The organism is Arthrobacter liuii, from assembly GCF_014639275.1.
Taxonomy (GTDB): Bacteria; Actinomycetota; Actinomycetes; order Actinomycetales; family Micrococcaceae; genus Arthrobacter; species Arthrobacter liuii.
In genome coordinates this window covers 256,532-280,978 of the sequence record NZ_BMFW01000003.1, presented here as the reverse complement: position 1 = coordinate 280,978, position 24,447 = coordinate 256,532, and the positions used below count along the sequence as shown (strand labels likewise).

27 protein-coding genes are annotated in these 24,447 nt (G+C 63.0%); 9 read left to right on the top strand and 18 right to left on the bottom strand.

Annotated elements, in window-relative coordinates; translation table 11 throughout:
* Window positions 1-2: 2 nt before the first annotated feature.
* The gene (locus IEW19_RS05245) at window positions 3-962 is read right to left on the bottom strand and encodes an alpha/beta hydrolase (protein WP_188570613.1); all 960 of its coding nucleotides are present in this window, start codon (window positions 960-962) and stop codon (window positions 3-5) included.
* 95 nt (window positions 963-1,057) lie between these two features.
* Between IEW19_RS05245 and IEW19_RS05240 the strand changes: the two genes are divergently transcribed.
* Complete coding sequence (locus tag IEW19_RS05240) at window positions 1,058-2,128, top strand: quinone-dependent dihydroorotate dehydrogenase (RefSeq protein WP_188570612.1); 1,071 nt, start codon at window positions 1,058-1,060, stop codon at window positions 2,126-2,128.
* Between the two features lie 103 nt (window positions 2,129-2,231).
* Here the strand turns inward: IEW19_RS05240 and IEW19_RS05235 are convergent, their stop codons facing one another.
* Window positions 2,232-2,834 carry a DUF3043 domain-containing protein gene (locus IEW19_RS05235; protein WP_188570611.1) on the bottom strand — a complete coding sequence of 201 codons (603 nt, stop codon included), beginning with the start codon at window positions 2,832-2,834 and terminating at the stop codon, window positions 2,232-2,234.
* A gap of 92 nt (window positions 2,835-2,926) precedes the next feature.
* Between IEW19_RS05235 and IEW19_RS05230 the strand changes: the two genes are divergently transcribed.
* The 5 genes from IEW19_RS05230 (at window position 2,927) to IEW19_RS05210 (ending at window position 8,150) form a co-directional block, all read left to right on the top strand.
* Window positions 2,927-4,381 carry a dipeptidase gene (locus tag IEW19_RS05230; RefSeq protein WP_188570610.1) on the top strand — a complete coding sequence of 485 codons (1,455 nt, stop codon included), beginning with the start codon at window positions 2,927-2,929 and terminating at the stop codon, window positions 4,379-4,381.
* A gap of 184 nt (window positions 4,382-4,565) precedes the next feature.
* A complete protein-coding gene (locus tag IEW19_RS05225) occupies window positions 4,566-4,955 on the top strand; it encodes a HesB/IscA family protein (RefSeq protein WP_188570609.1) in 390 nt (129 codons plus the stop codon).
* Between the two features lie 186 nt (window positions 4,956-5,141).
* Window positions 5,142-6,014, top strand: coding sequence for an aa3-type cytochrome oxidase subunit II (gene ctaC, locus IEW19_RS05220; RefSeq protein ID WP_188570608.1), 873 nt, complete (start codon window positions 5,142-5,144; stop codon window positions 6,012-6,014).
* A 10-nt stretch (window positions 6,015-6,024) separates the two neighbouring features.
* Window positions 6,025-7,752, top strand: a complete 1,728-nt coding sequence (gene ctaD, locus IEW19_RS05215) for an aa3-type cytochrome oxidase subunit I (RefSeq protein ID WP_188570607.1) — start codon at window positions 6,025-6,027, stop codon at window positions 7,750-7,752.
* The gene (locus tag IEW19_RS05210) at window positions 7,749-8,150 is read left to right on the top strand and encodes a cytochrome c oxidase subunit 4 (protein WP_188570606.1); all 402 of its coding nucleotides are present in this window, start codon (window positions 7,749-7,751) and stop codon (window positions 8,148-8,150) included. The genes ctaD and IEW19_RS05210 overlap by 4 nt, the downstream gene beginning before the upstream one ends.
* A gap of 77 nt (window positions 8,151-8,227) precedes the next feature.
* On the opposite strand, the gene IEW19_RS05205 is transcribed toward IEW19_RS05210, so the two are convergent.
* Complete coding sequence (locus IEW19_RS05205; protein ID WP_188570605.1) at window positions 8,228-8,521, bottom strand: HPr family phosphocarrier protein; 294 nt, start codon at window positions 8,519-8,521, stop codon at window positions 8,228-8,230.
* A gap of 160 nt (window positions 8,522-8,681) precedes the next feature.
* Between IEW19_RS05205 and IEW19_RS05200 the strand changes: the two genes are divergently transcribed.
* Window positions 8,682-9,452 carry a GntR family transcriptional regulator gene (locus tag IEW19_RS05200; RefSeq protein WP_188570604.1) on the top strand — a complete coding sequence of 257 codons (771 nt, stop codon included), beginning with the start codon at window positions 8,682-8,684 and terminating at the stop codon, window positions 9,450-9,452.
* A 131-nt stretch (window positions 9,453-9,583) separates the two neighbouring features.
* Here IEW19_RS05200 and qcrB read toward each other — a convergent pair whose 3' ends face one another.
* The 4 genes from qcrB to ctaE form a co-directional block, all read right to left on the bottom strand.
* The gene (gene qcrB, locus IEW19_RS05195) at window positions 9,584-11,287 is read right to left on the bottom strand and encodes a cytochrome bc1 complex cytochrome b subunit (RefSeq protein ID WP_188570603.1); all 1,704 of its coding nucleotides are present in this window, start codon (window positions 11,285-11,287) and stop codon (window positions 9,584-9,586) included.
* Window positions 11,265-12,335 (bottom strand): cytochrome bc1 complex Rieske iron-sulfur subunit, encoded by a 1,071-nt coding sequence (gene qcrA / locus IEW19_RS05190; protein WP_188570602.1) that lies wholly within the window; start codon window positions 12,333-12,335, stop codon window positions 11,265-11,267. The genes qcrB and qcrA overlap by 23 nt, the downstream gene beginning before the upstream one ends.
* Window positions 12,336-12,434: 99 nt before the next feature.
* Window positions 12,435-13,223, bottom strand: a complete 789-nt coding sequence (gene qcrC, locus IEW19_RS05185; RefSeq protein WP_188570601.1) for a cytochrome bc1 complex diheme cytochrome c subunit — start codon at window positions 13,221-13,223, stop codon at window positions 12,435-12,437.
* An 86-nt stretch (window positions 13,224-13,309) separates the two neighbouring features.
* Window positions 13,310-13,948, bottom strand: a complete 639-nt coding sequence (gene ctaE / locus IEW19_RS05180; RefSeq protein WP_175318541.1) for an aa3-type cytochrome oxidase subunit III — start codon at window positions 13,946-13,948, stop codon at window positions 13,310-13,312.
* Between the two features lie 148 nt (window positions 13,949-14,096).
* Between ctaE and trpD the strand changes: the two genes are divergently transcribed.
* Complete coding sequence (gene trpD, locus IEW19_RS05175; RefSeq protein WP_188570600.1) at window positions 14,097-15,152, top strand: anthranilate phosphoribosyltransferase; 1,056 nt, start codon at window positions 14,097-14,099, stop codon at window positions 15,150-15,152.
* A 14-nt stretch (window positions 15,153-15,166) separates the two neighbouring features.
* Here the strand turns inward: trpD and IEW19_RS05170 are convergent, their stop codons facing one another.
* The 7 genes from IEW19_RS05170 to IEW19_RS05145 form a co-directional block, all read right to left on the bottom strand.
* Window positions 15,167-15,448: an Lrp/AsnC family transcriptional regulator gene (locus IEW19_RS05170; RefSeq protein ID WP_188570599.1), complete on the bottom strand. Its 282-nt coding sequence runs from the start codon at window positions 15,446-15,448 to the stop codon at window positions 15,167-15,169.
* Window positions 15,449-15,568: 120 nt separating this feature from the next.
* Window positions 15,569-15,970: a DUF3054 domain-containing protein gene (locus IEW19_RS05165; protein ID WP_188570598.1), complete on the bottom strand. Its 402-nt coding sequence runs from the start codon at window positions 15,968-15,970 to the stop codon at window positions 15,569-15,571.
* 10 nt (window positions 15,971-15,980) lie between these two features.
* Window positions 15,981-16,241: a hypothetical protein gene (locus tag IEW19_RS24410; RefSeq protein ID WP_505592651.1), complete on the bottom strand. Its 261-nt coding sequence runs from the start codon at window positions 16,239-16,241 to the stop codon at window positions 15,981-15,983.
* 1,435 nt (window positions 16,242-17,676) lie between these two features.
* The gene (locus IEW19_RS05160) at window positions 17,677-18,018 is read right to left on the bottom strand and encodes a hypothetical protein (RefSeq protein WP_188570597.1); all 342 of its coding nucleotides are present in this window, start codon (window positions 18,016-18,018) and stop codon (window positions 17,677-17,679) included.
* 101 nt (window positions 18,019-18,119) lie between these two features.
* On the bottom strand, window positions 18,120-18,545 hold the full coding sequence (locus IEW19_RS05155; protein WP_188570596.1) for a hypothetical protein: 426 nt from the start codon (window positions 18,543-18,545) through the stop codon (window positions 18,120-18,122).
* A gap of 535 nt (window positions 18,546-19,080) precedes the next feature.
* The gene (locus IEW19_RS05150) at window positions 19,081-19,278 is read right to left on the bottom strand and encodes a hypothetical protein (protein ID WP_188570740.1); all 198 of its coding nucleotides are present in this window, start codon (window positions 19,276-19,278) and stop codon (window positions 19,081-19,083) included.
* The gene (locus IEW19_RS05145) at window positions 19,275-19,850 is read right to left on the bottom strand and encodes a hypothetical protein (RefSeq protein ID WP_188570595.1); all 576 of its coding nucleotides are present in this window, start codon (window positions 19,848-19,850) and stop codon (window positions 19,275-19,277) included. The genes IEW19_RS05150 and IEW19_RS05145 overlap by 4 nt, the downstream gene beginning before the upstream one ends.
* Window positions 19,851-20,146: 296 nt before the next feature.
* Between IEW19_RS05145 and IEW19_RS05140 the strand changes: the two genes are divergently transcribed.
* Window positions 20,147-20,422, top strand: coding sequence for a hypothetical protein (locus IEW19_RS05140; RefSeq protein ID WP_188570594.1), 276 nt, complete (start codon window positions 20,147-20,149; stop codon window positions 20,420-20,422).
* Between the two features lie 69 nt (window positions 20,423-20,491).
* Here IEW19_RS05140 and IEW19_RS05135 read toward each other — a convergent pair whose 3' ends face one another.
* From IEW19_RS05135 to IEW19_RS05120, 4 genes are all read right to left on the bottom strand, one after another.
* Window positions 20,492-20,887, bottom strand: coding sequence for a hypothetical protein (locus tag IEW19_RS05135; RefSeq protein WP_188570593.1), 396 nt, complete (start codon window positions 20,885-20,887; stop codon window positions 20,492-20,494).
* A 353-nt stretch (window positions 20,888-21,240) separates the two neighbouring features.
* Entirely contained in the window at window positions 21,241-22,758 is a 1,518-nt protein-coding gene (locus IEW19_RS05130) for a site-specific integrase (protein WP_188570592.1), read from the bottom strand.
* Entirely contained in the window at window positions 22,748-23,083 is a 336-nt protein-coding gene (locus tag IEW19_RS05125) for a helix-turn-helix domain-containing protein (protein ID WP_041653706.1), read from the bottom strand. Before IEW19_RS05125 ends, IEW19_RS05130 begins: the two co-directional genes overlap by 11 nt.
* A complete protein-coding gene (locus IEW19_RS05120; protein ID WP_229748345.1) occupies window positions 23,080-24,018 on the bottom strand; it encodes a tyrosine-type recombinase/integrase in 939 nt (312 codons plus the stop codon). The genes IEW19_RS05125 and IEW19_RS05120 overlap by 4 nt, the downstream gene beginning before the upstream one ends.
* Window positions 24,019-24,447: the final 429 nt, after the last annotated feature.

The following is a 24,447-nucleotide window of genomic DNA, read 5'->3' as shown; positions in this document are numbered from 1 at the left end:
CCTCACCCGTAGGCCCGCAGCCAACGGGCCAGCCGTGAGTAGGCATCGGCCCGAATCGGCTCTGGCGAGAGGAAGACGTCGTGCAGGGCGCCATCGATCCTCTCCACGGTTACCGTGCGGCCCAGGGTGAGTGCCCGGGCGCTGATGGTATTGACGTCCAGGACGGCATCGGTGCGGCGCATTTCCTCGGACCAAAGAAGCCCGTTCGCGCTGCCCTTGGAGAGCAGCACCAAGACCGGCGCTTCGATCTCCAGGCCGCGGGCAACCCGGGCATGCCCGGCGAGCACTGCCCTCAGCCAGCCCGCGCGCACGGGGAAAGCCATGCGGGGGCGGTAGCGCTCATCAAGCGGCCACTCGCCGTCGGCAGCGCTGCTGATGGTGCGCCAGTAGTGGCCACGCTCCGGGAGGCGGAGAATTGCCTGGGGCCGGAACCGGGCCACGGGCCGCACCATGCTGGACGCCGCCCGCCGCACCAGCGAGCTCCCGTGCATCTCCAGCCAGGGACTGTTGAGGATCAGCAGTGAAACAGTCTGTGGATGCCGGCTCGTCCACAGGGCTGCCACGAGGCCTCCGGTGGAATGGCCCATCAGCGCCAGCGGCCCTGACGCACCGGCCCCGCGGATGACGCGGCATGCTTCTTCGATTTCGGCGTCGTAGGCGGCGAGGTCGGCCACATATCCGCCGGGTGATTCGGGCCGGAGGCTCCGTCCGTGGTTGTGCATGTCCAGGGCGAAGAAGTCATACCCGGCCGAGGCCCAGAACCGCGCCAGGTCCACATTGAAGAAATAATCACTCCAGCCGTGCAGGAAGAGCACAGCCTTGCGGCGGTCGTTGGCCCCGACGGCGTCCAGGTTCGGCCGGAGGCGTATCAGGGTTGCGGTCCGCTCCACTCCGTCGGATCCGGCGGCCGCGTAGGTGTGGGACTCGAAGTCCCCGCCCAGGATGTCCTCCTCCCACTGCATGCCCCCATGCTAAACCGGCACGCCAGGGTGCGCCCGTTCGGTTCAACAGCTTCTCCGTTTTGGTTCGGTGCCCCCGGAGACGGGAAACTGGAGGCATGCGCGTATATCCCACTTTCTTCAGGCTGGCCTTTTCATGGATGGACGCCGAGCGCGCCCACAAGATCGGATTCAAAGGCATTCGGCTCGCGCATGCTTCGGGTGCAGGGAGGGTCCTGCAGAAACTGACCGCTCCGGCTCCGTCGCTGCAGACCACCGCCTTCGGCGTTACTTTTCCGTCGCCGTTCGGCCTGGCAGCCGGCTTCGATAAGGAGGGGCACGGCATCGAGGCCCTCACCGACCTTGGGTTTGGGCACATCGAAGTGGGCACCATCACCGGCCAGGCCCAGCCGGGCAATGAAAAGCCGCGGCTGTTCCGCCTGGTCCAGGATCGCGCCGTCATCAACCGGATGGGATTCAATAACGACGGCGCCTCGGCCGTTGCGCCGCGGCTGAAGGCTGCGCGGGCCGCGCTTCAGCGACGCTATCCGGCGGTGCGTCCGGTCATCGGCGTTAACATCGGCAAAACCAAGGTGGTGGAGCTTGCCGACGCCGTGGACGACTACCTGGTGAGTGCCCGCAGCCTGGCACCCGCCGCGGACTACCTGGTGGTAAACGTCAGTTCCCCCAACACTCCGGGGCTGCGGCTGCTCCAGGACGTCGAAACGCTCCGCCCGCTCCTGACCGCCGTGGGACAGGAAGCTGACCGTGCAGCCGGACGGCACGTACCCCTCCTGGTAAAGATCGCCCCCGACCTCAGCGACGAGGACATCGACGACGTCGCGCGCCTTGCGCTGGACCTGAAACTGGACGGCATCATCGCCACCAACACCACTATCGCCCGGACGGGACTGTCCTCACCGGCGGAAAAGGTGGAGGCCTGTGGTGCAGGCGGACTGTCCGGCGCCCCTCTCAAACAGCGTTCCCTTGAGGTGCTGAAGCGGCTCAAGGAGGTCACCGGGGACGCCCTGGCCCTGGTGGCAGTAGGCGGCGTGGAAACCGCCCAGGATGTGCAGGCAAGGCTCGACGCCGGCGCAACCTTGGTGCAGGGCTATACCGCCTTCCTGTATGAAGGACCGTTCTGGGCAGCACGGATCAACAGGCAGCTGGCAAAAAACCGGCGCTCCTGACGCTTCGGCGGTTCACCGCCCGGCAAGTGCGGTGCCCGCTTACAACATCAGAAACCCCGGCGGTATCCCGCCGGGGTTTCTGATGTTTAAGGTCGATGAGTGGTCAGGCGGGATACTGACCGCGATGGACCTGGGGCTTGGGCAGCCGCAGTTTGCGGAACTGCAGGGACCGCATGGAACCGTACCAGACCGTACCGCGCTCCACCTCGCCGAATTTCTCCGCCAGGCGCTTGCGGAGCTTGCGGGAGAGAATGAAGACGTCCACGAAGACTGCCAGGAACATTACCCAGAACGCGCCAAGGACGTAGATCATCATGTCGCTGGAGGCTGGGACCACCAGGGACACCAGGACGAAGACCAGCGCACCGAACATCAAGTACTCGCCAAGGTTGAAGCGCGCGTCCACAAAGTCACGGGCAAAACGTTTCTGCGGACCCTTGTCACGCAGCGGCAGGAACTTCTCGTCACCGGTGTCCAGGGCGCGGCGCATCTTCAGTCGCTGGTCCTGGACGGCCTGGCGTTCGGCGGCCTTGGACGCCTTGCGGTCCTCGGGCACCAGCGGGCGCTTGCGGGCGGCTTCCTGGGCCCTGCGGGTGGGGGTGGGCGCACCCTTGCCCACCGTGCTGTCCTGCCGCGCCGCTGTCTCCGCTGCCTGCTGGTCTATTGTTTCCTGCGCCAAGGGCGCTTCTTTTCTACGTCCGAACACCTCAACAGAATACCTTGCAGCGGACCGCCCGCTGCCTGCTCCCGCAGATGCACTGGCCGGCAGCCGAATGTGACGGGGGTAATGTTTTTGCCATGACTTCATCACCCGCGGCCACCCCGCACAGCACCATCACCACGTCAGGACCGGGCCCTGAGGTTACCGGCAGGACGGAAGATCTCCGTTCGGCCGTAGACCGTTCCTTCGACCAAACGCTGGCGAGGCTCAAGGAACTCGTTGCCATCCCGGGAATCGCGTGGCCCAGCTTTGGGCGCGCGCCCCTGGAACGCAGCGCCGAGGCCGTCGCGGAACTCCTTCGGGGTGCCGGGATTGGTGATGTCCAGGTGCTGTCCGTTAACAAGGCCGATGGCACTCCAGGCGGGCCGGCCGTCGTCGCCCGCCGTCCTGCCGGCGAAGGAAAACCAACCATCCTGCTCTATGCCCACCATGACGTCCAGCCCGTGGGCGACGAGTCCCTGTGGGAAACCCGGCCTTTCACCGCCGTCGAGAAGGACGGACGGCTCTATGGACGGGGCGCCGCTGACGACAAAGCCGGCATCATGACTCACGTTGCAGCCTACGCGGCTGTTTCGGAGGTCCTCGCCGATTCCCTGGGGCTGGGCGTGACCTTCTTCATTGAAGGGGAGGAAGAAGCCGGGTCTCCCACGTTCCGGGCATTCCTGGAGGCAAACCGTGAGCGGCTGCGGGCCGACGCCATCGTGGTTGCCGACTCCAGCAACTGGAAGGTCGGCGTACCGGCCCTGACCACCAGCCTGCGCGGCCTGGTCGACGGCACCATCGAGGTGCAGGTCCTCGAACACGCTGTGCACTCCGGAATGTACGGCGGTCCGGTCCTGGATGCGCCCACCCTGCTCTCCCGCCTGATCGCCACGCTCCACGACGCCGACGGGAACGTAGCCATCGAGGGCCTGGTGGCCACTGATACCGCCGCCGTGGACGTGCCGGAAGCGGACTACCGCGCCGACGCGTCAGTGCTCGACGGCGTCCGGCTGGCCGGGACGGGCAGCATCGCCTCGCGGCTCTGGACCAAGCCGGCACTGTCGATCATCGGCTTCGACGCGCCCGCCGTGGACGTGGCGTCCAATACCCTCCTGCCACGAGCACGGGCAAAGTTCAGCCTTCGGCTGGCACCCGGACAGGTTCCCGCGGAGGCCATGGACGCGGTACGCCGGCACGTGGAGGCCAATGCGCCCTTTGGGGCGAAGGTCGTTTTCACCCCGGGGGAGGCCGGCAACCCCTTCCAGACCGACACGTCCTCTGCTGCCGCGACTATCGCGATGTGGGCGCTGGGGGAGGCATGGGGCGTTCCTGCCGTGGAAACCGGCATCGGCGGTTCCATCCCCTTCATTGCCGACCTGACGGAGCTGTACCCCCAGGCGCAGATCCTGGTCACAGGGGTGGAGGACCCTGATTCACGTGCGCACAGTGCCAACGAGTCCCTGCATATCGGGGACTTCCGCAACGCCATCCTGGCAGAGGCCCTCATGCTCACCCGGTTGAACAGTGAAGGCCTTCCAGCCGGGGAGTGAGGGCCATCCAGTTCGCGCCCAGCCCTTCCTGCTTCCAGGGAACAACTGGCGTACTTTGACGGTTACGCCAGGAGTTAGAGCTACAGGACTGCCGCGCGTAGCATGTAGCTATAGCCCATACCGTATCCGTAGGGGCAGGCGCCGTTACGGCGACGCCGCCAGACCGTCCTAAGAAGGTAGGCCAATGAGCACCGCAACCAATGAAAACAGCACCGCCGCCATCAGTGTGGCCAGCGACGAACTGCCCGTTCACGAGGTCAACCTGACCGATGTCGCTGCAGGCAAGGTACGCAGCCTCCTTGAGCAGGAAGGCCGCACGGACCTGCGTCTGCGCGTGGCCGTGCAGCCTGGCGGCTGCTCCGGGCTGATTTACCAGCTCTATTTCGACGAACGGCTCCTTGAGGGTGACGCCGTGCGCGACTATGACGGAGTGGAGGTCGTCGTCGACAAAATGAGCGTCCCGTACCTCAGCGGCGCCAGCATCGACTTCGAAGACACCATCTCGAAGCAGGGCTTCACCATCGACAATCCGAACGCCGGCGGCTCCTGCGCCTGCGGCGATTCATTCCACTAAGCCGGTTATTTCGCCTGATGTCCGCGCCGGGCTCCCTGCCGTCCAAAACGGCACGGGGGCTCGGCGCCGACATGTGGGCGAAACGCCCGGGGGAGCGGGTAAGCTCTACACCGAGTAGTAAAACTTTTTTGTGCCCGGAGCGCCGATGGCTGCCCGGACAACAGCAACAAGTAGGAAGGGCCGTCTGTGAGTTCGCAGAACCGAACCGGCAGCCGACGCAAAACGATCACCACGATCTCAAGCTTGGCTATTGCCGGCGCGTTGGTTTTGACCGGATGTTCGCCAGAGGTAGAGAAAGGGTGGATGCCCACTGAACGTGGCACCACCAGCAACACCGACCGCATCATGGACCTCTGGGTCAACTCATGGATTGCTGCGCTCGTGGTGGGCACCATTACGTGGGGCCTGATCATCTGGTGCCTGGTCGCCTACCGCCGCCGCAGGGGAACGGTCGGCTTCCCCCGGCAGACCAGCTTCAACCTTCCGCTGGAAGTCTTCTACCTCACCATCCCGATCTTCATGGTCCTGGTGTTCTTTTACTTCACGGACCGTGACCAGCAGGCAATCGATGACCGTTCGCAGCCGGCCGACGTCGTAGTGGACGTCCGCGGCAAGCAGTGGGCCTGGGACTTCAACTACAAGTCCGGCAACGTCATCCAGGAAGACCTGCACGAGGCCGGCGTCCAGGCTCACCTCACCGGCAACACCATCGACAAGGAACAGCTCCCCACCTTGTACTTGCCGGTGAACAAATCCGTCGACCTCGAACTCAACTCCCGTGATGTCATCCACTCCTTCTGGGTTCCCGCCTTCCTGCAGAAGCGCGACATGATTCCCGGCAAGACCAACTACATCCGGTTCACCCCCACTAAAGAGGGCACCTACGACGGCAAGTGTGCCGAACTCTGCGGCGAGTACCACTCCGAAATGCTGTTCCGTGTCAAGGTGGTGTCGGAATCCGAATTCCAGGCCCATATGGACCAGCTCAAGGCTGGGGGCAACACCGGCCTGCTCGGCGTGGAGTACGACCGCAACCCGAACCTGAACGAAACCAAGTAAGGGGAGCGACGTGGCTACGTACACCCAATCCGCACCCGCGGGAGTCCTGACGGCTCCCGTGGTACCGAAATCCAAGGGACGCATCGTCGTCAACTGGATCACCTCCACTGACCACAAGACCATCGGGTACATGTACCTGATTGCGTCGTTCGTGTTCTTCTGCCTGGGCGGTGTGATGGCGCTGCTGATCCGCGCCGAGCTGTTTGAGCCCGGCATGCAGATCCTGCAGACCAAGGAACAGTACAACCAGCTGTTCACCATGCACGGCACCGTGATGCTGCTGATGTTCGCCACCCCGCTGTTCGCCGGGTTCGCCAACGTGATCATGCCGCTGCAGATCGGTGCCCCCGACGTGGCGTTCCCCCGACTTAACGCCCTGGCGTTCTGGTTCTTCCTGTTCGGTTCCACCATTGCGGTGTCCGGCTTCATCACCCCGCAGGGCGCGGCGTCCTTTGGCTGGTTCGCCTACGCGCCGCTGTCCAACACCACATTCACCCCCGGCATCGGCGGTGACCTGTGGGTCTTCGGCCTGGCGCTGTCCGGCTTCGGTACCATCCTCGGTGCGGTCAACTTCATCACCACTATCATCTGCATGCGCGCTCCGGGCATGACCATGTGGCGGATGCCCATCTTCACGTGGAACACGTTGATCACCGCCATCCTGGTGCTCATGGCGTTCCCGCCGCTGGCCGCCGCCCTGTTCGCCCTTGGCGCGGACCGGAAGTTCGGTGCCCATATCTTCGATCCAGCCAACGGCGGAGCGATTCTCTGGCAGCACCTGTTCTGGTTCTTCGGCCACCCCGAGGTGTACATCATTGCGCTGCCGTTCTTCGGCATCGTCTCCGAGATTTTCCCGGTGTTCAGCCGCAAGCCGATCTTCGGTTACAAGGGCATCGTGTACGCCACCATCGCCATCGCAGCCCTTTCGGTGACGGTGTGGGCCCACCACATGTACGTCACCGGCGCGGTCCTGCTGCCGTTCTTCTCCTTCATGACCATGCTCATCGCGGTGCCCACCGGCGTGAAGTTCTTCAACTGGATCGGCACCATGTGGCGGGGGTCGCTGACGTTCGAGACGCCCATGCTGTGGAGCATCGGCTTCCTCATCACGTTCCTCTTCGGTGGTCTGACCGGCATCATCCTGGCGTCCCCGCCGCTGGACTTCCACGTCTCTGACTCCTACTTCGTGGTGGCGCACTTCCACTACGTGGTGTTTGGCACCGTGGTGTTCGCCATGTTCGCCGGGTTCTACTTCTGGTGGCCCAAGTGGACCGGCAAGATGCTCAACGAGCGCCTGGGCAAGATCCACTTCTGGCTCCTGTTCCTGGGCTTCCACGGCACGTTCCTGATCCAGCACTGGCTGGGAGTTATGGGCATGCCCCGCCGCTACGCCGACTACCTGCCCGAGGACAACTTCACCTGGATGAACCAGTTCTCCACCATCTCGTCCTTTGTCCTGGGCGCGTCGCTGATACCGTTCTTCTGGAACGTCTACATCACTTGGCGCAGTGGTAAGAGGGTCGAGGTTGATGATCCGTGGGGCTTTGGTGCTTCGCTGGAGTGGGCCACGTCCTGCCCGCCGCCGCGCCACAACTTCACGTCCCTGCCCCGGATCCGTTCGGAGCGTCCCGCCCTGGACCTGCACCACCCGGAACTCCGCCAGGTCCACACCGCTGAGTCGCCGGCTCCCGCAGCAGCGGTTCTCGGCAACGCCGACCAGAAGGACACCGCACTGTGAAAATCGAATCCTGGATTTTTGGCTCTGGAGTCTTCTTCTTTTTTCCCGTCTCGATCATCTATGGGTTCCTGACCGGTTGGAGTGAATGGGTCGGCATCCTCGGCATCCTCCTCGTTGGCGGGCTGGCCGGCATGATTGGCGCCTACCTCGGCTTCACCGGCCGGCGCGTAGGCTTGCGCCCCGAGGACCGCAGTGATGCAGAAATTCACGAAGGCGCCGGCGAGCAGGGCCATTTCAGCCCCTGGAGCTGGTGGCCCCTGGTTCTGGGCATCGCCTGCGCCACTGGCTTCCTGGGCCTGGCCGTAGGCATGTGGATCACATTCATCGCTGGCGGCATCGCCGTTGTGGCCCTCGTTGGCTGGGTGTATGAATACAGCCGTGGAGACCACGCGCACTAGGCAAGCAAAAGAATAACGACGTCGGGCCCCACCAAACTGGTGGGGCCCGACGTCGTTTTGTGCTTTCCAAAGGCCGCCTAAACGGCTCCCTGTGACTCCAGGAGCGTGCGAAGCTCCCGGAGTGCGTCCTCCGCTTTCTGGCGACCCGGGGCGCCCTCCAGGTCGCTCTCGCGGATCGCCAGTTCCACCTCGCAGCCTTGCGGGAAGTCGGCGGTCATCACCTGGAGCAGGGAACGGGCGTCCACCTTTTCGGTACCGGCCCTGCTGATGGTTACCGGCAGCCCCGTGTCGGTGACGGCGCGGACGAATACCGCGGCCGAACGTGCATGCAGGCCCGCCGGCGCTGCCACCACGGCCTTCTGTGTTGGCAAAGGGACTCCTTCTTGGAAAGACGGCCCCATCCGTCTGTTGGCAAATTTCCAGACCAAATATAGCGGTCCGCGGACCTGCGGCGCGAAGGCCGGAACGGGTTCGGCGAGTGGTCTAGACCGTTCTAAGATTGAACGGAGACCCAACGGCAGGAGAGAGATCATGGCAGCTGGCGCCACGGCAATCAAGGGGGACATAGACCGCACCAGCGGGACCGCCATCTACGTCCAACTTCGCGAGATCCTGCGCGCGTATATCGCGCAGTCGTGTCCGCCCGGTTCGGCGCTGCCGTCGGAACGGGACCTGGCCGAGAGGTTTGGGCTGGCACGGATGACGGTGCGGCAGGCCATTGACGCGTTGGTGGGGGAGGAGGTCATCGAGCGCGTGGTGGGCCTGGGAACATTCGTCCGGCGGCCGAAACTCGACCTGCAGGTGAAGCTCACCTCCTACAGCGAAGAGATGCAGCGGCGCGGCATGGTGCCAGCCGCAAAGGTGCTGAGTTTCGAACAGATTGGCGCCAGCGCTTTCCTGGCCCGGGAACTGCAGCTGGATGAGGGCACGCCGCTGGTCCGGTTCCGCCGGCTGCTTCTGGCGGACGGTGAGCCCATGAGCGTCGATGAGAACTTCATCCCGGCGCATCGGGTTCCTGGCCTGCTGGACGGCGAACCGCCCACCTCGCTCTACAACGTCCTCAGCGAACAGTTTGGCCTGGTCATGGAGTGGGGGGAGGACATGATCGAGGCGACGGCGGCTTCACCTTCCACAGCGCGCCTGCTCAATGTGGAAGTGGGGGCACCATTGCTCAAGATCCAGCGGCACGCCTTTGTGGCCAGGGCAATGGTTGACTACTCGGTGTCCTACTACCGGGCCGACCGGTACAAGCTGTGGGTACCCCTGCAACGGCCAGGCGCCAGGCGGGCCCGGAACCACTAACTGGGTCGCTCCCAAAGCTCCTGAGCCCACAGGTCCTGGTTGTTATCACGGGCCATTGCAGGGAAGCCAACCTGGAACGCTGAAAGGCCCGATCCAGAATGGATCGGGCCTTTCATGTTGGGGACTGAAGCCTAGTGTGTGAGGCTCTTGGACCCCTCTGCCGCTTCGACAGCCTCGTGGCCGTGGCCATGTGCTGCTTCGACAGCCTCGTGGCCGTGGCCATGTGCTGCTTCGAGCTCAGCAGGCGTGGCGGGAGCGACTCGGTCCTCGAAGAACCAGCGGGAGAGGAACGCGCGGCGCTTCTCCTTGCGGGTCACGACGCCGTGCTCGTTGGGCACCGCCGGAAGGACCTGCGGCGACTCGAAACCAACCAGCTTGTAGCGCTTGTACTCATCCAGGGGCGCGTGGACTTCGATGAACTCACCGTGCGGGAGCCTGACGATGCGCCCGGTTTCGCGGCCATGCAGGGCGATCTCGCGGTCCTTGCGCTGCAGCGCCAGGGCCACACGCTTGGCAACGATGAAGCCGATGACGGGCCCTATGAAGAACAGGGCGCGCAGCCAGTACGTGACATCGTTCAGGGAGACGTGGAAGTGCGTGGCGATGAGGTCCGAACCTGCAGCTGCCCACATCACGGAGTACCAGACGAAACCGGCTACGCCAATCGCCGTGCGGGTCGGGGCGTTCCGCGGACGGTCAAGGACGTGGTGCTCCCGGTCATCCTTGGTGATCCAACGCTCGATCCAGGGGTAGGTGAACATCACTGTGAACAGGATGCCTGCAGGAACGAGTGCCGGCAGGAGCACATTGAACGTGAACACGTGGCCGAACCAGACCTGTTCGACGTGCCAGCCGTACGGGTTGCCCGGCATCAAGCGGAGGGCGCCGTCAACGAAGCCGATGTACCAGTCAGGCTGGGTACCGGCAGAGACGGGGGAGGGGTCGTAGGGGCCGTAGTTCCAGATCGGGTTGATCGTGAAGAACGCTGCCATGAGTGCAATGACGCCGAAGACGATGAAGAAGAATCCACCGGCCTTGGCTGCGTAAACGGGACCAAGGGGGTAGCCGACAACGTTGTTGTCGTTGCGTCCGGGACCGGGGTACTGGGTGTGCTTGTGGACGACCACCATGAAGAGGTGCATGACAATCATCAGCAGGATCAGGGCCGGTACCAGGAGGATGTGCAGCATGTAGAGACGGCTGATGATGGCCGTACCGGGGAACTCTCCACCGAACAGGAAGAACGAGATGTACGTTCCGATGACCGGGATGGACTTGATGACGCCGTCGATGATGCGCAGGCCGTTACCGGACAGCAGGTCATCGGGCAGCGAGTAACCCGTGAAGCCTGCAGCCATGGCCAGGATCAGGAGTACGCAGCCCACAACCCAGTTCATTTCACGCGGCCTGCGGAAAGCACCGGTGAAGAAGACCCTGAGCATGTGGACAGCCACGGAGGCTACGAACAGCAGGGCCGCCCAGTGGTGTACCTGGCGCATGAACAGGCCGCCGCGGATGTCGAAGGAGATATTCAGCGATGAGCTGTAGGCCACCGACATCTCCACACCCTTCAGGGGCACGTAGCCGCCGTCGTAGTGGGTTTCAGCCATGGACGGATCGAAGAAGAACGTCAGGAAGGTGCCGGAAAGCAACAGGATAACGAACGAGTACAGCGCAACTTCACCGAACATGAACGACCAGTGATCGGGGAAGACCTTGCGGCCGAACTCGCGGAGGATCCCGGATCCGCCGACTCGTGAGTCGACGAAGTCGGTGATCCGGCCTGTCTTGGTTTTGGCGACGAAAGCCGGCTCAGCTGTTGACGCTGCGCTCATGCGAATCACGCTCCCAGTAACTTGGTCCTACGGGTTCATGGAAGTCGCTGGTAGCGACGAGGTAGCCCTCGTCATCAACTGCAATAGGCAGCTGGGGGAGAGGACGGCTGGCGGGTCCGAAGATCACCTTGCACTCTTGGGTGAGGTCGAAGGTGGACTGGTGGCACGGGCACAGCAGGTGGTGCGTCTGCTGCTCGTACAGAGCAACGGGGCAGCCAACGTGGGTGCAGATCTTCGAGTAGGCAACGATGCCGTTGTAACCCCATTCCTCGCGGCCCTTGGAGGGGTTCAGCGAAGCGGGATCAAGGCGCATAAGAAGCACAACGGCCTTTGCCTTTTCGTTGAGCTTGCCTTCCTGGAGTTCGTTCAGCCCTTCGGGAATCACGTGGAAGGCGGAGCCGATGGTGACGTCCGAGGCCTTGATGGGAGTTCCATCGGGGTCGCGGGTAAGCCGCTTGCGCTTGCCGTCCTGGGGCGCCCACATGGTGTGTGCAAGCTTGTCGTCAGGGCGGGGTCCGAGGTCCCCAAAGATGGCGATTGCGGGAAGCGGGGCAAGCGCCACGGCACCGAGCAGGGTGTTGCGGATCAGCGGACGCCGCTTGATGCCGGTCTCTTCAACGATGTCGTCGACGATGCGGACTGCAGCCTGGCGGTCCTCTTCATAGCGGATCGCGTGGCGTTCCTCGGAGACTTCGTGATCGGGCATCAGGGCTTTGGCCCAGTGCACGATGCCGGTACCTATGCCCAGCATGGCGAAGGCTGTGCCAATGCCGAGCAGGGCGTTCTGGAGCCGAATTGTGGCGATGCTGGAGTCGTCACCCAGATCGATGGCGAAGTACGTCACCAGGAAGATCAGGGTTCCAACAACAGAAATGCCAAACAGTAAGGCGACCTGCCGTTCTGCCCGCTTTGCGGCCTTCGGGTCCGTGTCAGCCAGGCGCAAACGATGCGGGGGAATTCCAGGATCCTGGAACCTCTCCACCTCATTCTGACCAGCCGTAGCTACGGTGCCCGAGTGGTTCGGACTGCCGTCACTATGGTTGCCCATAATTCGCCTCATCCTTCTCTCGTCCCGGCGATCGCCGGGTTAGTTTCTAATTTCAAGCTGCTGACAGGGCAGCAGAAGTTGTGTGCGTCCTGAGGAAAGTCAGGAGGTCCTGGAGGTCAACCAGATGGTGAATGCGATAATGACGCCAAGACCGGCCACCCAAACGAACAGGCCTTCCGCGACCGGACCAAGGGAGCCAAGGTCCGCGCCACCCGGCGAACCGGAGGTTTCGATCTGCTTCAGGAAGGTGATGACGTCCTTCTTGCCTTCCGGCGTGATGTTCGCGTCGTTGAATACCGGCATGTTCTGCGGCCCGGTGACCATGGCCTCGTAGATGTGCTTGCCGCTTACATCGGCCAGGGCCGGGGCGAACTTGCCCTGGGTCAGTGCTCCACCTGCTGCAGCGGCGTTGTGGCACATGGCGCAGTTGGTGCGGAACAGTTCGCCACCTGCGGCCGCGTCGCCGCCGCCGTTGGTCAGGTCTTCCGCAGGGATTGCCGGGCCGGCTCCCAGGGAAGCGACATAGGCTGCAAGCTGGTGGGTCTGTTCGTCATTGAACTGGACGGGCTTCTTCATGGCCTGCGGACCGTTCATCTGCATCGGCATGCGTCCGGTGCCCACCTGGAAGTCGACGGCTGCGGCGCCGACACCCACCAGCGAAGGGCCATCCTTGGAGCCACTGGCACCCATACCGTGGCAGGTGGCGCAGTTGGCGGCGAAAAGCTTGCCGCCCTCTTCGGCGTCACTGGCGCTTGCGGTGGTGGTGCTCGCCTTGGCCTCGTTCATGGAGGTTGCCACGGCGTACAGCCCACCAGTGATGAGGAGCCCCATCAGAAGCAGCGCTATTGCTGCAAGTGGGTGACGCCGCTTTTGTGAGAGTGCCTTCACGTGGTGGTTCCTTTATTCGATCCTGCGCCGGCTCCGGGAGCCGCTACCTGAAATTCTGCCTCTTGTAGAAAAAGAATCAAAGCTGGCTACTTGAGTACGTAGATGACCAGGAAGAGGCCGATCCACACAACGTCCACGAAGTGCCAGTAGTAAGAGGTGACGATCGCGGACGTTGCTTCGAAATGTCCGAACTTCTTCGCGGCGAAGGACCGGCCCATGATGAGCAGGAACGCGATGAGGCCGCCGATGACGTGGAGGCCGTGGAAGCCGGTAGTCATATAGAAGGCTGAGCCGTAGGCGTTGGAGGAGAGCGAGACGTGCTCCGAGACCAGCATCGCGTATTCGGTGGTCTGGCCCGCAACGAAGAACGCACCCATGAGGAACGTCAGGGTGAACCATTCGTTCATTCCCCAGCGGGCGAACTGCAGTGCGCCGCCGGTACGCCGGGGCTGCAGCCGCTCTGCGGCGAAGACGCCCATCTGGCAGGTAAAGGAACTGGCCACAAGGACGATCGTGTTAACGAGCGCAAAGGGGAAGTTGAGCTTGGCCGTCTCTTCCGCCCACATCTGGCCACTCGTGGAGCGCAGCGTGAAGTACATGGCGAAGAGACCGGCGAAGAACATCAACTCGCTGGACAGCCACACAACGGTTCCGACAGAAACCATATTGGGGCGGTTCAGCGTGGGGTGCGCCGGGGTACTGGGGGCATGGGTCGCAGATGTCACATAGACATTATGTCTGTAAAAGTCCGTGCTGCCCAACGCAAACCGCCTTTTGGGAGGACTTTTTCTACAAAGACGCGAAATTGCCTGGAAAAGTTCCCGCCACCGTTCACATTGGTCAGCGCCTGCCATCGCTCGATAGCATCAGCAGGTGACTTCACTGGCATCTGCAGCGTCCGGCAACACCTGGCCCCGCCTGATCTCCGCACTGATCAAGGGCACCGACCTCACGGCGGAGAACACGTCCTGGGCCATGGACACCATCATGTCCGGCGAAGCCACGCCGGCGCAGATCGCCGGATTCCTGGTGGCCCTCAGTGCCAAGGGCGAGACAGTGGACGAGCTTTCCGGCTTGGTTGAGGCGATGCTTGCCCACGCCAACCCGGTGTCGATCTCCGGGGAAAAACTCGACATCGTCGGGACCGGGGGTGACCAACTCAACACCGTCAACATCTCCACCATGGCCGCATTGGTTGCTGCCGGGGCCGGCGCAAAAGTGGTGAAGCATGGCAACCGGGCCGCGTCGTCGTCGTCCGGGTCCGCGGACGTGCTCGAAGCGCTCGGCGTCCGTCTTGACCTGTCCATTGCGCAGGTGGCAAGGAACGCCGAAGAGGCGGGTATCACGTTCTGTTTCGCGCAGGTTTTCCACCCGTCATTCCGCCATACCGCCGTGCCCCGCCGCGAGCTGGCAGTACCCACTGCATTCAACTTCCTGGGACCGCTCACCAACCCTGCGAACGTGCAGGCTTCGGCCGTGGGTGTCGCGAACGCACGGATGGCGCCCCTCGTGGCGGGCGTCCTGGCCCGCCGGGGGAGCAGGGGGCTGGTGTTCCGTGGAGATGACGGGCTGGACGAACTCACCACAACCGGCCCTTCCACCGTATGGGAGATACGCAACGGCGCTGTCAATGAAGTGCACTTCTCACCGCAGGACCTCGGTATCAGCCTGGCTACCGTTGAACAGCTTCGTGGCGGCGACGCAGTGGCCAATGCCGGCGTTGTCCGCGATGTGCTTGCCGGCAAGGAGGGCCCGGCCCGGGACGCAGTCCTGGTAAACGCCGCGGCCGGCCTGGTTGCATTCGACCTTGAAGCGGAAGGGCCGTTCCTCGCACGGATGCAAAAGGCTTTCGCACGGGCCGCCCAATCCATCGACACAGGCGCGGCCGCCGGCGTTCTGGACCGCTGGGTGTCCTTGTCCCGCGCCTGAAAACGGCTTTGCGGTTACTGTTCGAAACCCAAGGAAAAGGCAGCGTCCAGGTCGTGTTGTGAGTAGGCCCGGAATGCGATGTGGGTGGTGGTGTGCACCACTGCGGGGACTTTGGAGAGCCGGTCGGCGATGACATCCGCAAGGTCCTCGTGCCGGGGCACCCTTGCCACCGCAATCAGGTCCCATTCTCCGGTGACCGAATAGACCTCACTGATGCCTTCGATGGCTGAGATCTCCTCCGCGGTCTCGGGAATTCGGGCGGCGTCAGTCTTGATCAGAACAAATGCGGTAACCACGCTTGTACCCCTTCAATCAGTTCCGCCGCAGCAGCGCCCGGCAGGTTTTTCCTCTGGAGTCAGCCTATTACACGGGGGACGATTCGCCGTCGGCCACCCGCGGTGCCCGTACGCTTCCCCTTACCTGCTGCGGAGTCTCGCAGCGCCGGCAATCAGGAGGCGGTAGCCCACCAGGAACACGGCAAGGGCCAGCGTGGCAACGATGACGAAGGGAACGACAACGGTCTGGGCGGTCAGCGCCCTCAGGAGCATGCCCCCCACCAGGCTGCCAAGCCAGACCGGAACGCCCGCCCGGAGGACGGAAAAGGGTGCCCGCCATGCCCGGGCGATTACCCATCCCGCGGCAGCGCCGGCGAGGAAGGGCCACGCAGTCAGCAGCACACCCAGGATTGGCTCCTCGCGGTGGTGTGCATCCCGGCCTATTGCGGCGAAGGCAAGAATCAGCACGACGTCGACCGCTGCCGCCGCCAGTACCACTTTCGTGGACGCCGTGTTTGTCGGCTTCGATTTCAAGGAACTCATGGTTTCGAGCTTAGCGGCCCGCTCCGTGCCTCCTCTTTAAGAGTCCCGCCGCAGTCACTTTGAGGCTACGGGGCCGGCATGGCCGGCCTTCCTCCGGTTTCGGCCCGTCCCCGCAGGTATCCTCCACGATGAAGTAGCGGCGAACGTCCGGATGGTCGATCCGGGTGCCTGCAGGGATATCAAGGACGTCCTGGCCGCTTTTACGGGAATGTCCGACGGCGATGGTCACCGGATCGGCATACGTCCCCGCACCGCCGGCTGCTTTATGCAGGGTTGCGGGGACGCCTTTCGCTGCTGAAGGGATCCCTCAAGTAATCCAGGCCCTCCCGTCGCTCCACAAGCGCAATGCGGTGGAAGATTTCGTTGCCCTGTTCATAGCCGACCCTCGGGGTATCTTTCACGTCCTGTTCCGCGAGCAGCTGGCGGGGATAGTCAGGGGACTGATTCAGGGGGACCTGTTGAAGGGGCGCAGTTGCTGCGGGCAACACGGGCGCCGAGTACCAAAATGACGGACAGCACTGCCGCGAGCAGGGCGTTCAGGATTCGGTTCCACCGGTTTCCGGTGGCGTCGAAAAACACGGGCGGTGGACAGCTGGTGAACGGGGGAGAGGATCTCTATTGGGCCTCGTCGTGGAAACCTGCAAAGCGACGGAATCGCCCCGCAAGGGGCGGCCGGCCGTTCCTCGAGCTGCAGCAAGGATGCGGACCGTCCTGCCCGTGCCCAGGGACCTGACCTCCGTAGCGACCAGCGACGACAGCGTGGTGAGCTTCGTCCTGGCATGAGGATAGGTTTCGAGTTGGGGGCCAAACACGCGTAAGGGATATCCGAGTGCCCCATTAGGTGTTACCTATATAAGGCATCGCATCCTGTCCCCCTAGTGGCGGGGGCGGTGAATTTGGCGAATGCCTAAGCAGCCGTTCTTTCCTGAGATGGACACCTGCGGACAAGCCAACTCGCCACCCAGCGGAGGTGGTATCCGGCGTCTCCGTCCCATTCAACAAGGACGTCCGTCACGGTGTAGGCCACGGCGTTGCCGTGAATGGACCGGACCCTGATAGGTGCAGGGCCCAGCAGGACGATCGGCCTGCCCGGAGCGTGCTGCAGGGCTTCCTCCCGCATCTGCGAGCGGCATCCGGGGCAAGTGCCCATGGAATGGATACAGGGTTCGGGGCGGAGGAATTCGCGCACGGGGCGTCCTTGTTATTGTCAGGAGAACCGGGCGCCGCCGCCGTCTGCATGAACAAGGGAGGGGCCGGTAAGGCCGCCTCCATCGCGCGCCCGCGGCAGACCCGGCCGGCCTGCCGCCATGTCCAAAAGGTTAGGACGCCCACTGGCCGGCGCGCATGGGTGGTAGCTACCCAATTTTGGGGACGCCCCCCGAATAAACGCATGGGGGCAGGCGTGCAGTAAGGTCGCAGCAGGAAATCGAGGTCCGTCCAGCCGTACTGGAGACACAGTGAATAAAGCTTTGTGGATTTGCAGCCTGGTTGGTGCTGCCCTGGGGATCAGCTTAGGGCTGGCGTTGTTCCACTCACCTTTTTGGGGCAGTGCACTGGGACTCGGGGTGGGAGCGGTGGTCGGCGCCTCGATGCAAAGGCGGCACTAGCCGGGCGCAGGGCGAGGAATTTTCCCGCTCCGTTTGCCTCTTTCATGCTCGCTGGCGACGCCGGGCTAAGACTGTGTCATTGGCCGCGCCTGGGCGTTGTCAGGGGTTGTCAGGTTCTCTCGGGTTGCCAGCCGCGCTAGGGCGGGCATGCTGCCTGCGCAGCACAAGCCGGAGAATGACTGCCGCGATAAGGCCGAAGAGCGTCACCAGTTGTACCTCGTCGAACGACAAACCGTCTATGTTCGGCTGAAGTTCCGCTTCAGTTGCCCATCCGAACCACACCTCGCTCACCACGAGTCCGGAAACGAAATACAAGCAGGCCGAAATCAGCCATGTCCAGCGCGGACCGGCCTTTCCCAGAATCAGCTGGACAAGCACGCCAAAGACGAGAGACATCGCTGCGAGAACGGCGAGCCCGAGAAGCCCGGGATCCCACTGCATGTCGGCCTCCCTCCTTACCCGTATGCAACCGCTGTGTTCGCCCTACATACGCCCCGAGGTCAGGTCAGGTCTGCGTCGACGTTGGGATCCGTGCGACGGGCTTACTGCTCGCCGAGTGAAGGGGCTGGTCCTTCCTTGGACGCCTGCGCGGAGCGCCACACTGCTGCCCCGGCTGCCAGGGCTACGAGCCCAACGATCCACCACAGCGTCCTCGATGCCGGCCGTCCAGCCCGGACAGGATTGGACCGCGTTCGCGCGGCAAAAGTCTTCGGTCCGACCCGCTTCAGCTGTTTATGAAGCCGGGGAGTGAGCGCCTCCATATCCCCGCCAAGCTCATTGGTCAACCGACGCAATAGGTCCTGGAGGCGCGGGGAGGCGGTTTCAATGCCTGTATCCAGCGCGGCAACCGCTCTTTGGAGCGCGGCCTGGACCCCGGGCGTGGCCCACTCCCTTCCCATGGCCAGCTGGCTCACAGGGTTTCCGGAGCGAAGATGGAGCTTGCCCTCAGTCGTTGTTGCTGTGCGCATGGCCGCCTCCTCGTGGTGATGGATGACGACAGACTAGGGCCGACAAAAGAGCTGTAACAGGGTCTTTGGACCGGGGCGCCGGGCCTTCCACAGGCTTTTGTTCGACCGGGGGTGCCGAGGCGGATGCGGAGCCGGTCTAGGACGCCGTCGATGCGCGGCCCGGAATAGATTGCTTCATTCGATGAGGTACGCGGACTACTGCTGGTGCCGTGATTATTCGTATTGAAACTATTCCTCCGGCCATCATCGGGTAATCGCGCCGATAGCAGCGTGCGGTTGGTTGCCGTGGCTTTGACGCGGCAACTCTGCTGGGGCCAGATGAATGAGCGAATACCATGCCAGCACGTCATCAACGCTGCCCTCGGCCAGCCCGAGGGCGCTGAGTGACGAGACCTGATACGGAACGTCAGGGAAACGGATACGGATGCGGGCGCGCTTTCTATCGACTCGGGAACGAGGTCGATGCTTCCCACAAACAAAGAGCCTGCCCCGTTCGCGTGGGGCTGGCTCGTCGTTATTGGCTGGGAGCGCTCCGTCAGGATGGGCGGGAATGCGGCTTCTCGGCCGCGAGCTGCTTGACCCACTCCGGGGTCTGCTTGCCCAGGCGCCGGTCAGTGACGAGCCGGAGCTGGGCTGCGGCGATCTGCATGGAGCGGGTGTCGTCCGGGACCTCGCCAGAGCCTTGTCCGGCCGCGTGGGCACCGTGGCGGGTGGGATGGGTAGCTGTGCTCATCGTGATCCTCCTCCGGTCGGTTGTGGCCTGTCTTCCTCATTGTCCCGCGCCCCAGGCTCATCGTCCACCCCAACGACACGGCCGCCGATCGCATCGATGGGGAATTCCCCATCGCGGAGAACTCCACCTTCGTCCATTGCGCCGTCAGTGCGCTGCACCGTCCTTGGTCCCGGCCTGCCGGGAAAGAACTTCGGGGGCGTCATCATTTCGGCCGTGCTTTCAGCTTGCTGCCTCTCTGCCTCAGAGAGAGGGTTCTCCCAGGCGGCCTCCAGGACATCGAGTTCACCTTTGCCTGCCAGATCGCTTTCGGCCAGTGCCGTGAGGACCTTGAGGCCGACGGTTCCGCGCTTCGGGTCCCCGGAGTACGCGGCGTCCAGGGCCCACTGGGCCCGCTTCCACCATTCGGCGCGGTTGTCCGCCTCGCGCTTCTGTTTGATCTGGTTGAAGCCGATGATCCCTGCGACGACAGCACCGACCAGGACCGCGAAGGGGCTGAGCGCGGCAACGATTTGCCACCACTCCGGCGGCGGAGCCACCACGGTGACGGGGATCGGGCTTGGCGACGGGTTCACGGGACCACCCTAGCTGCAGCCAGGGCGATCCCGGTGAGAACATCGTCGAGGGACAGCACGCGGGCAGTGGTCGCGTCGGTCGGGAAGGCGGGGGAGCGGTGGCCGAGGATGGAACGGTGATTTTGCCCGCACAGCATTACCCCCACGGTTACTGAATGGAATTGCCGCCTTGTTCTGCGGCTCAGGGCAGCGGACGCCGCCTGGATGGTCTTGAACGGTCCGAGGTTCATTCGGGTCAGGGCTGGCTACGCTGAGCATATTTGTAGTCGCCGTCGGTACCGGAGGATTTGCAGATAGTGGCGACGCCGATGGCGTTCGATTGCCGCTGGCATGGACGGCCTGTCTTCATCCCGCAGCGGACTCCCGAGTCGACGGCTGTGACGTCGTTCCCGTTCGACGAGTTCGCGGGTGTTGCGCAGGCCGTTCCGTACCATGAGTTCGCGGCGGGCTTCGACGTTCAGGCAACCGAAACCGGGGAGTGCGTGTCACTGGGCCCTAATCTGCAGATTCTGCAATTGAATCAGGTTTACTGGCATCCCTGCGGATTGCATGTGGGCGTATTTGTCCGTTGACGCCGGCTTCCAAGTATCCGACAGCCGGTCGTGAGAAGTAGGTTCTGTCGGGCGCCGTCCCCGGACGAGTTACTGAGCCCGTGAGTGAAGTCGTCGGGCCAGCCGATGAATTTCACGTTCGAATCTTCCGCCATCTGCCCAGATTGCGCCGCCCTCCACCAGTTCGAAGCTGATTCTGAGGCTGTTCTCTACGACGGAAACCGAACATCGAACATGGCTACGAGCAAAAGTCCGCTTCAGGAGCGCAGTCAATCGGTTGGCTTCCATAACGCGGCCCTCGTAGCCGTTCGCGGCATCCATCTCATCAAAGCAACGGTGAAGCGCCTCCTGGGGAGACATTCCGTGCAGGTTAACGAAGGCCTCGGTCAGTGAAAGAGTTTTCTGAATTGCGTAGTCGCCCTTGTTCACCGCGGTGAGGGTCCTAATTCTCGTCACGAGTCCTCGCACAAAGCTGACGATTCCCATGGTTAACAGGATGAGGAAGGGAATCCCAGCCCATCCGTTGGGTCGGACTAACAGTTGCGACGTCACGTATGCGATCCCGGCGAGACAAACCGCAATAAGAGAAATCAATCCGATGACACCGGGCCGGACTCCCTGGGATCGGGGCAGGCTGGTCATCGCGGCTCGATAAATCGAGGCGATCTTGTACTCGTTGCTATGAAGATCTCGCCCAGTTGAAACCCGCCGGTGTCCATGACGTGAGCATAGTTTCAGTGAGGATAAAGGGCCATGGGAAGCCGCTATCGCTGCTTTCTAATGACACTTGGCTGGGCCGGGTAGCTTTGAGAACCTCGGCTGTGAACCTAGATCAAGGGTCAGGGCTTGATGCGAAGGTTGACGTACCGGGACCAGGCGTCGCCTGCCGCGTCGGCGTGGAGGAAAGCGACTTGGTGGCTATAGCCGAGGGCGTCGGCGACCAGTGGCGGCGGTGAGACTAACAAATGTTCGTCCAAGGCAGTGTTTCGTGCGCCACGCAGGTCGATGCCCAGGCTACGGAGCCTGTCCATGATGCCGTTGGGGTGTAGGGGTTGTCCGGCTCGGGTTCCGGGGAAGAGCCAAGGGCTTTGGGTGTCTGATCCTGTTCTGAGGTTCGGACGGCTTTCAAGGTGCTCTCGAAGCAATGCGGCGAAGGGCTCGGGAACGGGCACTGGGCGTGCGCCGAAGGTGATCCGCATGTTGCCCGTGGTCTCATTGATTTCGACGGCATTGGTCCGGAGTTTAGCGACCCGCACGAGCGGTTGGGCGTAGAGAAGCAGCAGGATGCCGGCGACTCTGTAGGGGATGGACTCGCTCGCGCCGGTGAGTAGTTCTCGGAGCCAGGCCACGCGCTGGTTCTGGGTAATTGCGGGGCGGCTTTTGGCTATGTAGTGGCCCATTTCCACGCGGTAATTTGTTCCGGTGTTCTTGATGAAGACGATGAAGGTGCGGATGGCTTTTCTGGTCGTAGGGCCGGTGGCGAGCCAGGTTTCGATGTCTTGCTGGGTGCAGTTCGCCGCGGTCCGCTGGTGGGTATCCCAGAGCCAGTCCAGGAACTTGACGGTTTCCGTGATCTCCTGTTTGGCAGAGTGCACCGGGGCCTGAGCGCTCTTCTCCGGTGTTGTCATGGACCGGATGCGCCGGAGGTGATGCCAGGTGGCGAACTGTGCGACGGGTTTGGTGACCTCCTCGGGCAAGTCGCGGAGCTTGTTCTCAATCCAAGTCTCGAACCGGGCCAGATACGGGTCTTGGTAGGGGAGGAGCCCATGATGAATGAACAGGGCGCGCAGGTGACTGGCTTCGCGGTTCGCTGACTCAGCCGCGGCAGCGAGTCCTTCGTGCGTCAAGGGAGTTTCCCCGCATGACAGAGAAGTCAGGAGGGCTTGGACTTTGAGGGAGCGCTTCCACGTGATGATGCTTTCGGGCCGGTCTGCTTTGCAGAGGACATCGACGATCTTGCCGGCAGTCTCCGGGTCGGCAGGGTGCGTGAGCAGTAGTTCGTTGAGGTCCTCCCGGAGGGCGCAGCGGGCGCAGATACCGCGCCGGTAGAACTCACCTTCAACATTGCAGCGGCTGCAGTGGAAGTCATGGAGGATGCCGGCGCAGGGCGCGCAGCGGGGCCCTCCGCTGATGTCCGGTGGCCCGGGTAGAAGTCTGTGCTGGCCGCATTCCGGGCAGGTCCCGCGGGTGCGGGTGGCGGTGGTGAAGCAGGGGCCGCAGATTCGGCCTTCGGGCCAGGTGGCGCGTGTTCGGCCGGCAGTTCGACCGCAGCGTGCGCAGGTTGCCGTTCCGGTGGTGCGTGGCCGGCCGCGGCTGGTGCTTCGTGGGCTGAGACCGTGGGGCTGGTCAGTGGTCATCGTCGATGATGCGTGCCCGGCGCGGGCGGACGGTGCGGTTCAGGTCGACGACGTTGGGGGCGCTGGTGCCTGTTTTGCGCGCTCGGGCATCGGCTGCGGTGACGGTGATGAGGTCCTCGGGTCCACAGGAGAAGATGTCGCAGATCGCGGCGATAACCTGCAGTGCGACCCGTTCCGGTTTCTGGTTGACGAGCCGGTAGACCTGGGGCCGGGACAAGGTAATGCCGCGCTCGGCTAGCAACGGGATGAGATCGGTGGTGTTGTGGAGACCCCGTGCTGCCATGAGCTCAGAAAGGCGCCATTTGTATTCGACTTCGCGTCTCACCATTGGCCTCTCATCTGCACGCCCAGGACTTCATCCATGGTGCGGTCCAGCGCCGCCCGCAGGGTGGAGTTCCGGAAGTCGTCGCTGACGAACTGGTAGATCCCGGTGGTGGAGGCGTGTTCGTGGCCCATTTGATATTGCACGAATCTAGGATCCCACCCGTCCTCCAGCAGATGCGTCGCATAAGATCGTCGCAGGGAATGCAGGTCCAGGCCATCCATCGGCAATCCCAACTCGGCCAGGTAACGCCGGAGCCGGCGCAGCAGGGTCGATTCACAGATCAGGCCGCCGCGTTCGCTGGGAAACAGGTCCAGTGTTTCGAGCGTACCGCGCCCGTTGGCGAGCCAGTCCTCGATGACACCGCCAGTCCAGTCGAAGACCGTCAGGACGCTGCGGGGTTTGAAGGGGGAGCCCTTGCGGGACTTGCCAAAACGGACCTTGCAGACACCTGCTTTCCCGAACCTGCGCGCCTGCGGGTTGGTCGCGAAATCGACGGTTTGCAGGTGCCTGAGCTCATTGAACCTCAGCCCGTACGAGTAGGTCACTTTCAGCATGACAGCGTCCCGGTAGGCAGCTTTCCAACCCTTTCTGCCCGTGGCTGCCATGAGTTCGACCTGGTCGTCGGCGTGATCGAACAGCATCTGCAGTTCGGCCTTGGTGAAGGGCCGCTTGGAGGCGCGTCCCTCGTACTCCTGCGAGTGGGAGGCGGTGTTCCAGTCAAAGAAGACCTGGGACGGGTGCGTCCCGAAACGCTGCTCACAGACCCTGTCCCAGCCATAGTCCGGGTTCGACACGTAAGACGAAAAGCGGCGGAGGGTTGACTGGTAACCACGGATGGTGGAGTGCTTGAGCTGATGGATCGAGCGCAGATCCCCGAAATACTCCTCCACATGCTCCGGCAACCAGTTCCACGGGAACTCGTTCACATGGTCCACGAAACCGCCGCACGCACCCGATGCCCTTATCAATCGTGTCGAACTGCAGGTTCCGGGAGAGCTGCTGGTTACGCCAGCCCGTGAACATGTCCTCCAGCGTTTGTTCCTCGGGATGCAGCAATGAAACGGCACTCAGCTGTAGCACGCGCCCGGATCCATCAACTGCCATAACTTGCCCCCAAATCGGCCTTAGACGCATTCATTACCTGAATCAATGATTCATTAAATGCATCACTAGCACAAAACTGCAGGTCAGACGCCTACCTCAACCGTTTCCAGGTTCGGCGGTGCAGCCGTCAGACGACACCTGAACAGCGGCACATCCCAGCTGTCAGACCGCAATTTCCGCGGAATCTCAACGAAGTGTGAGAACTTCTTGCGGCTGCGGGGGATCGGGACGATTGATTCATCTGATGCAATACGCAGAGT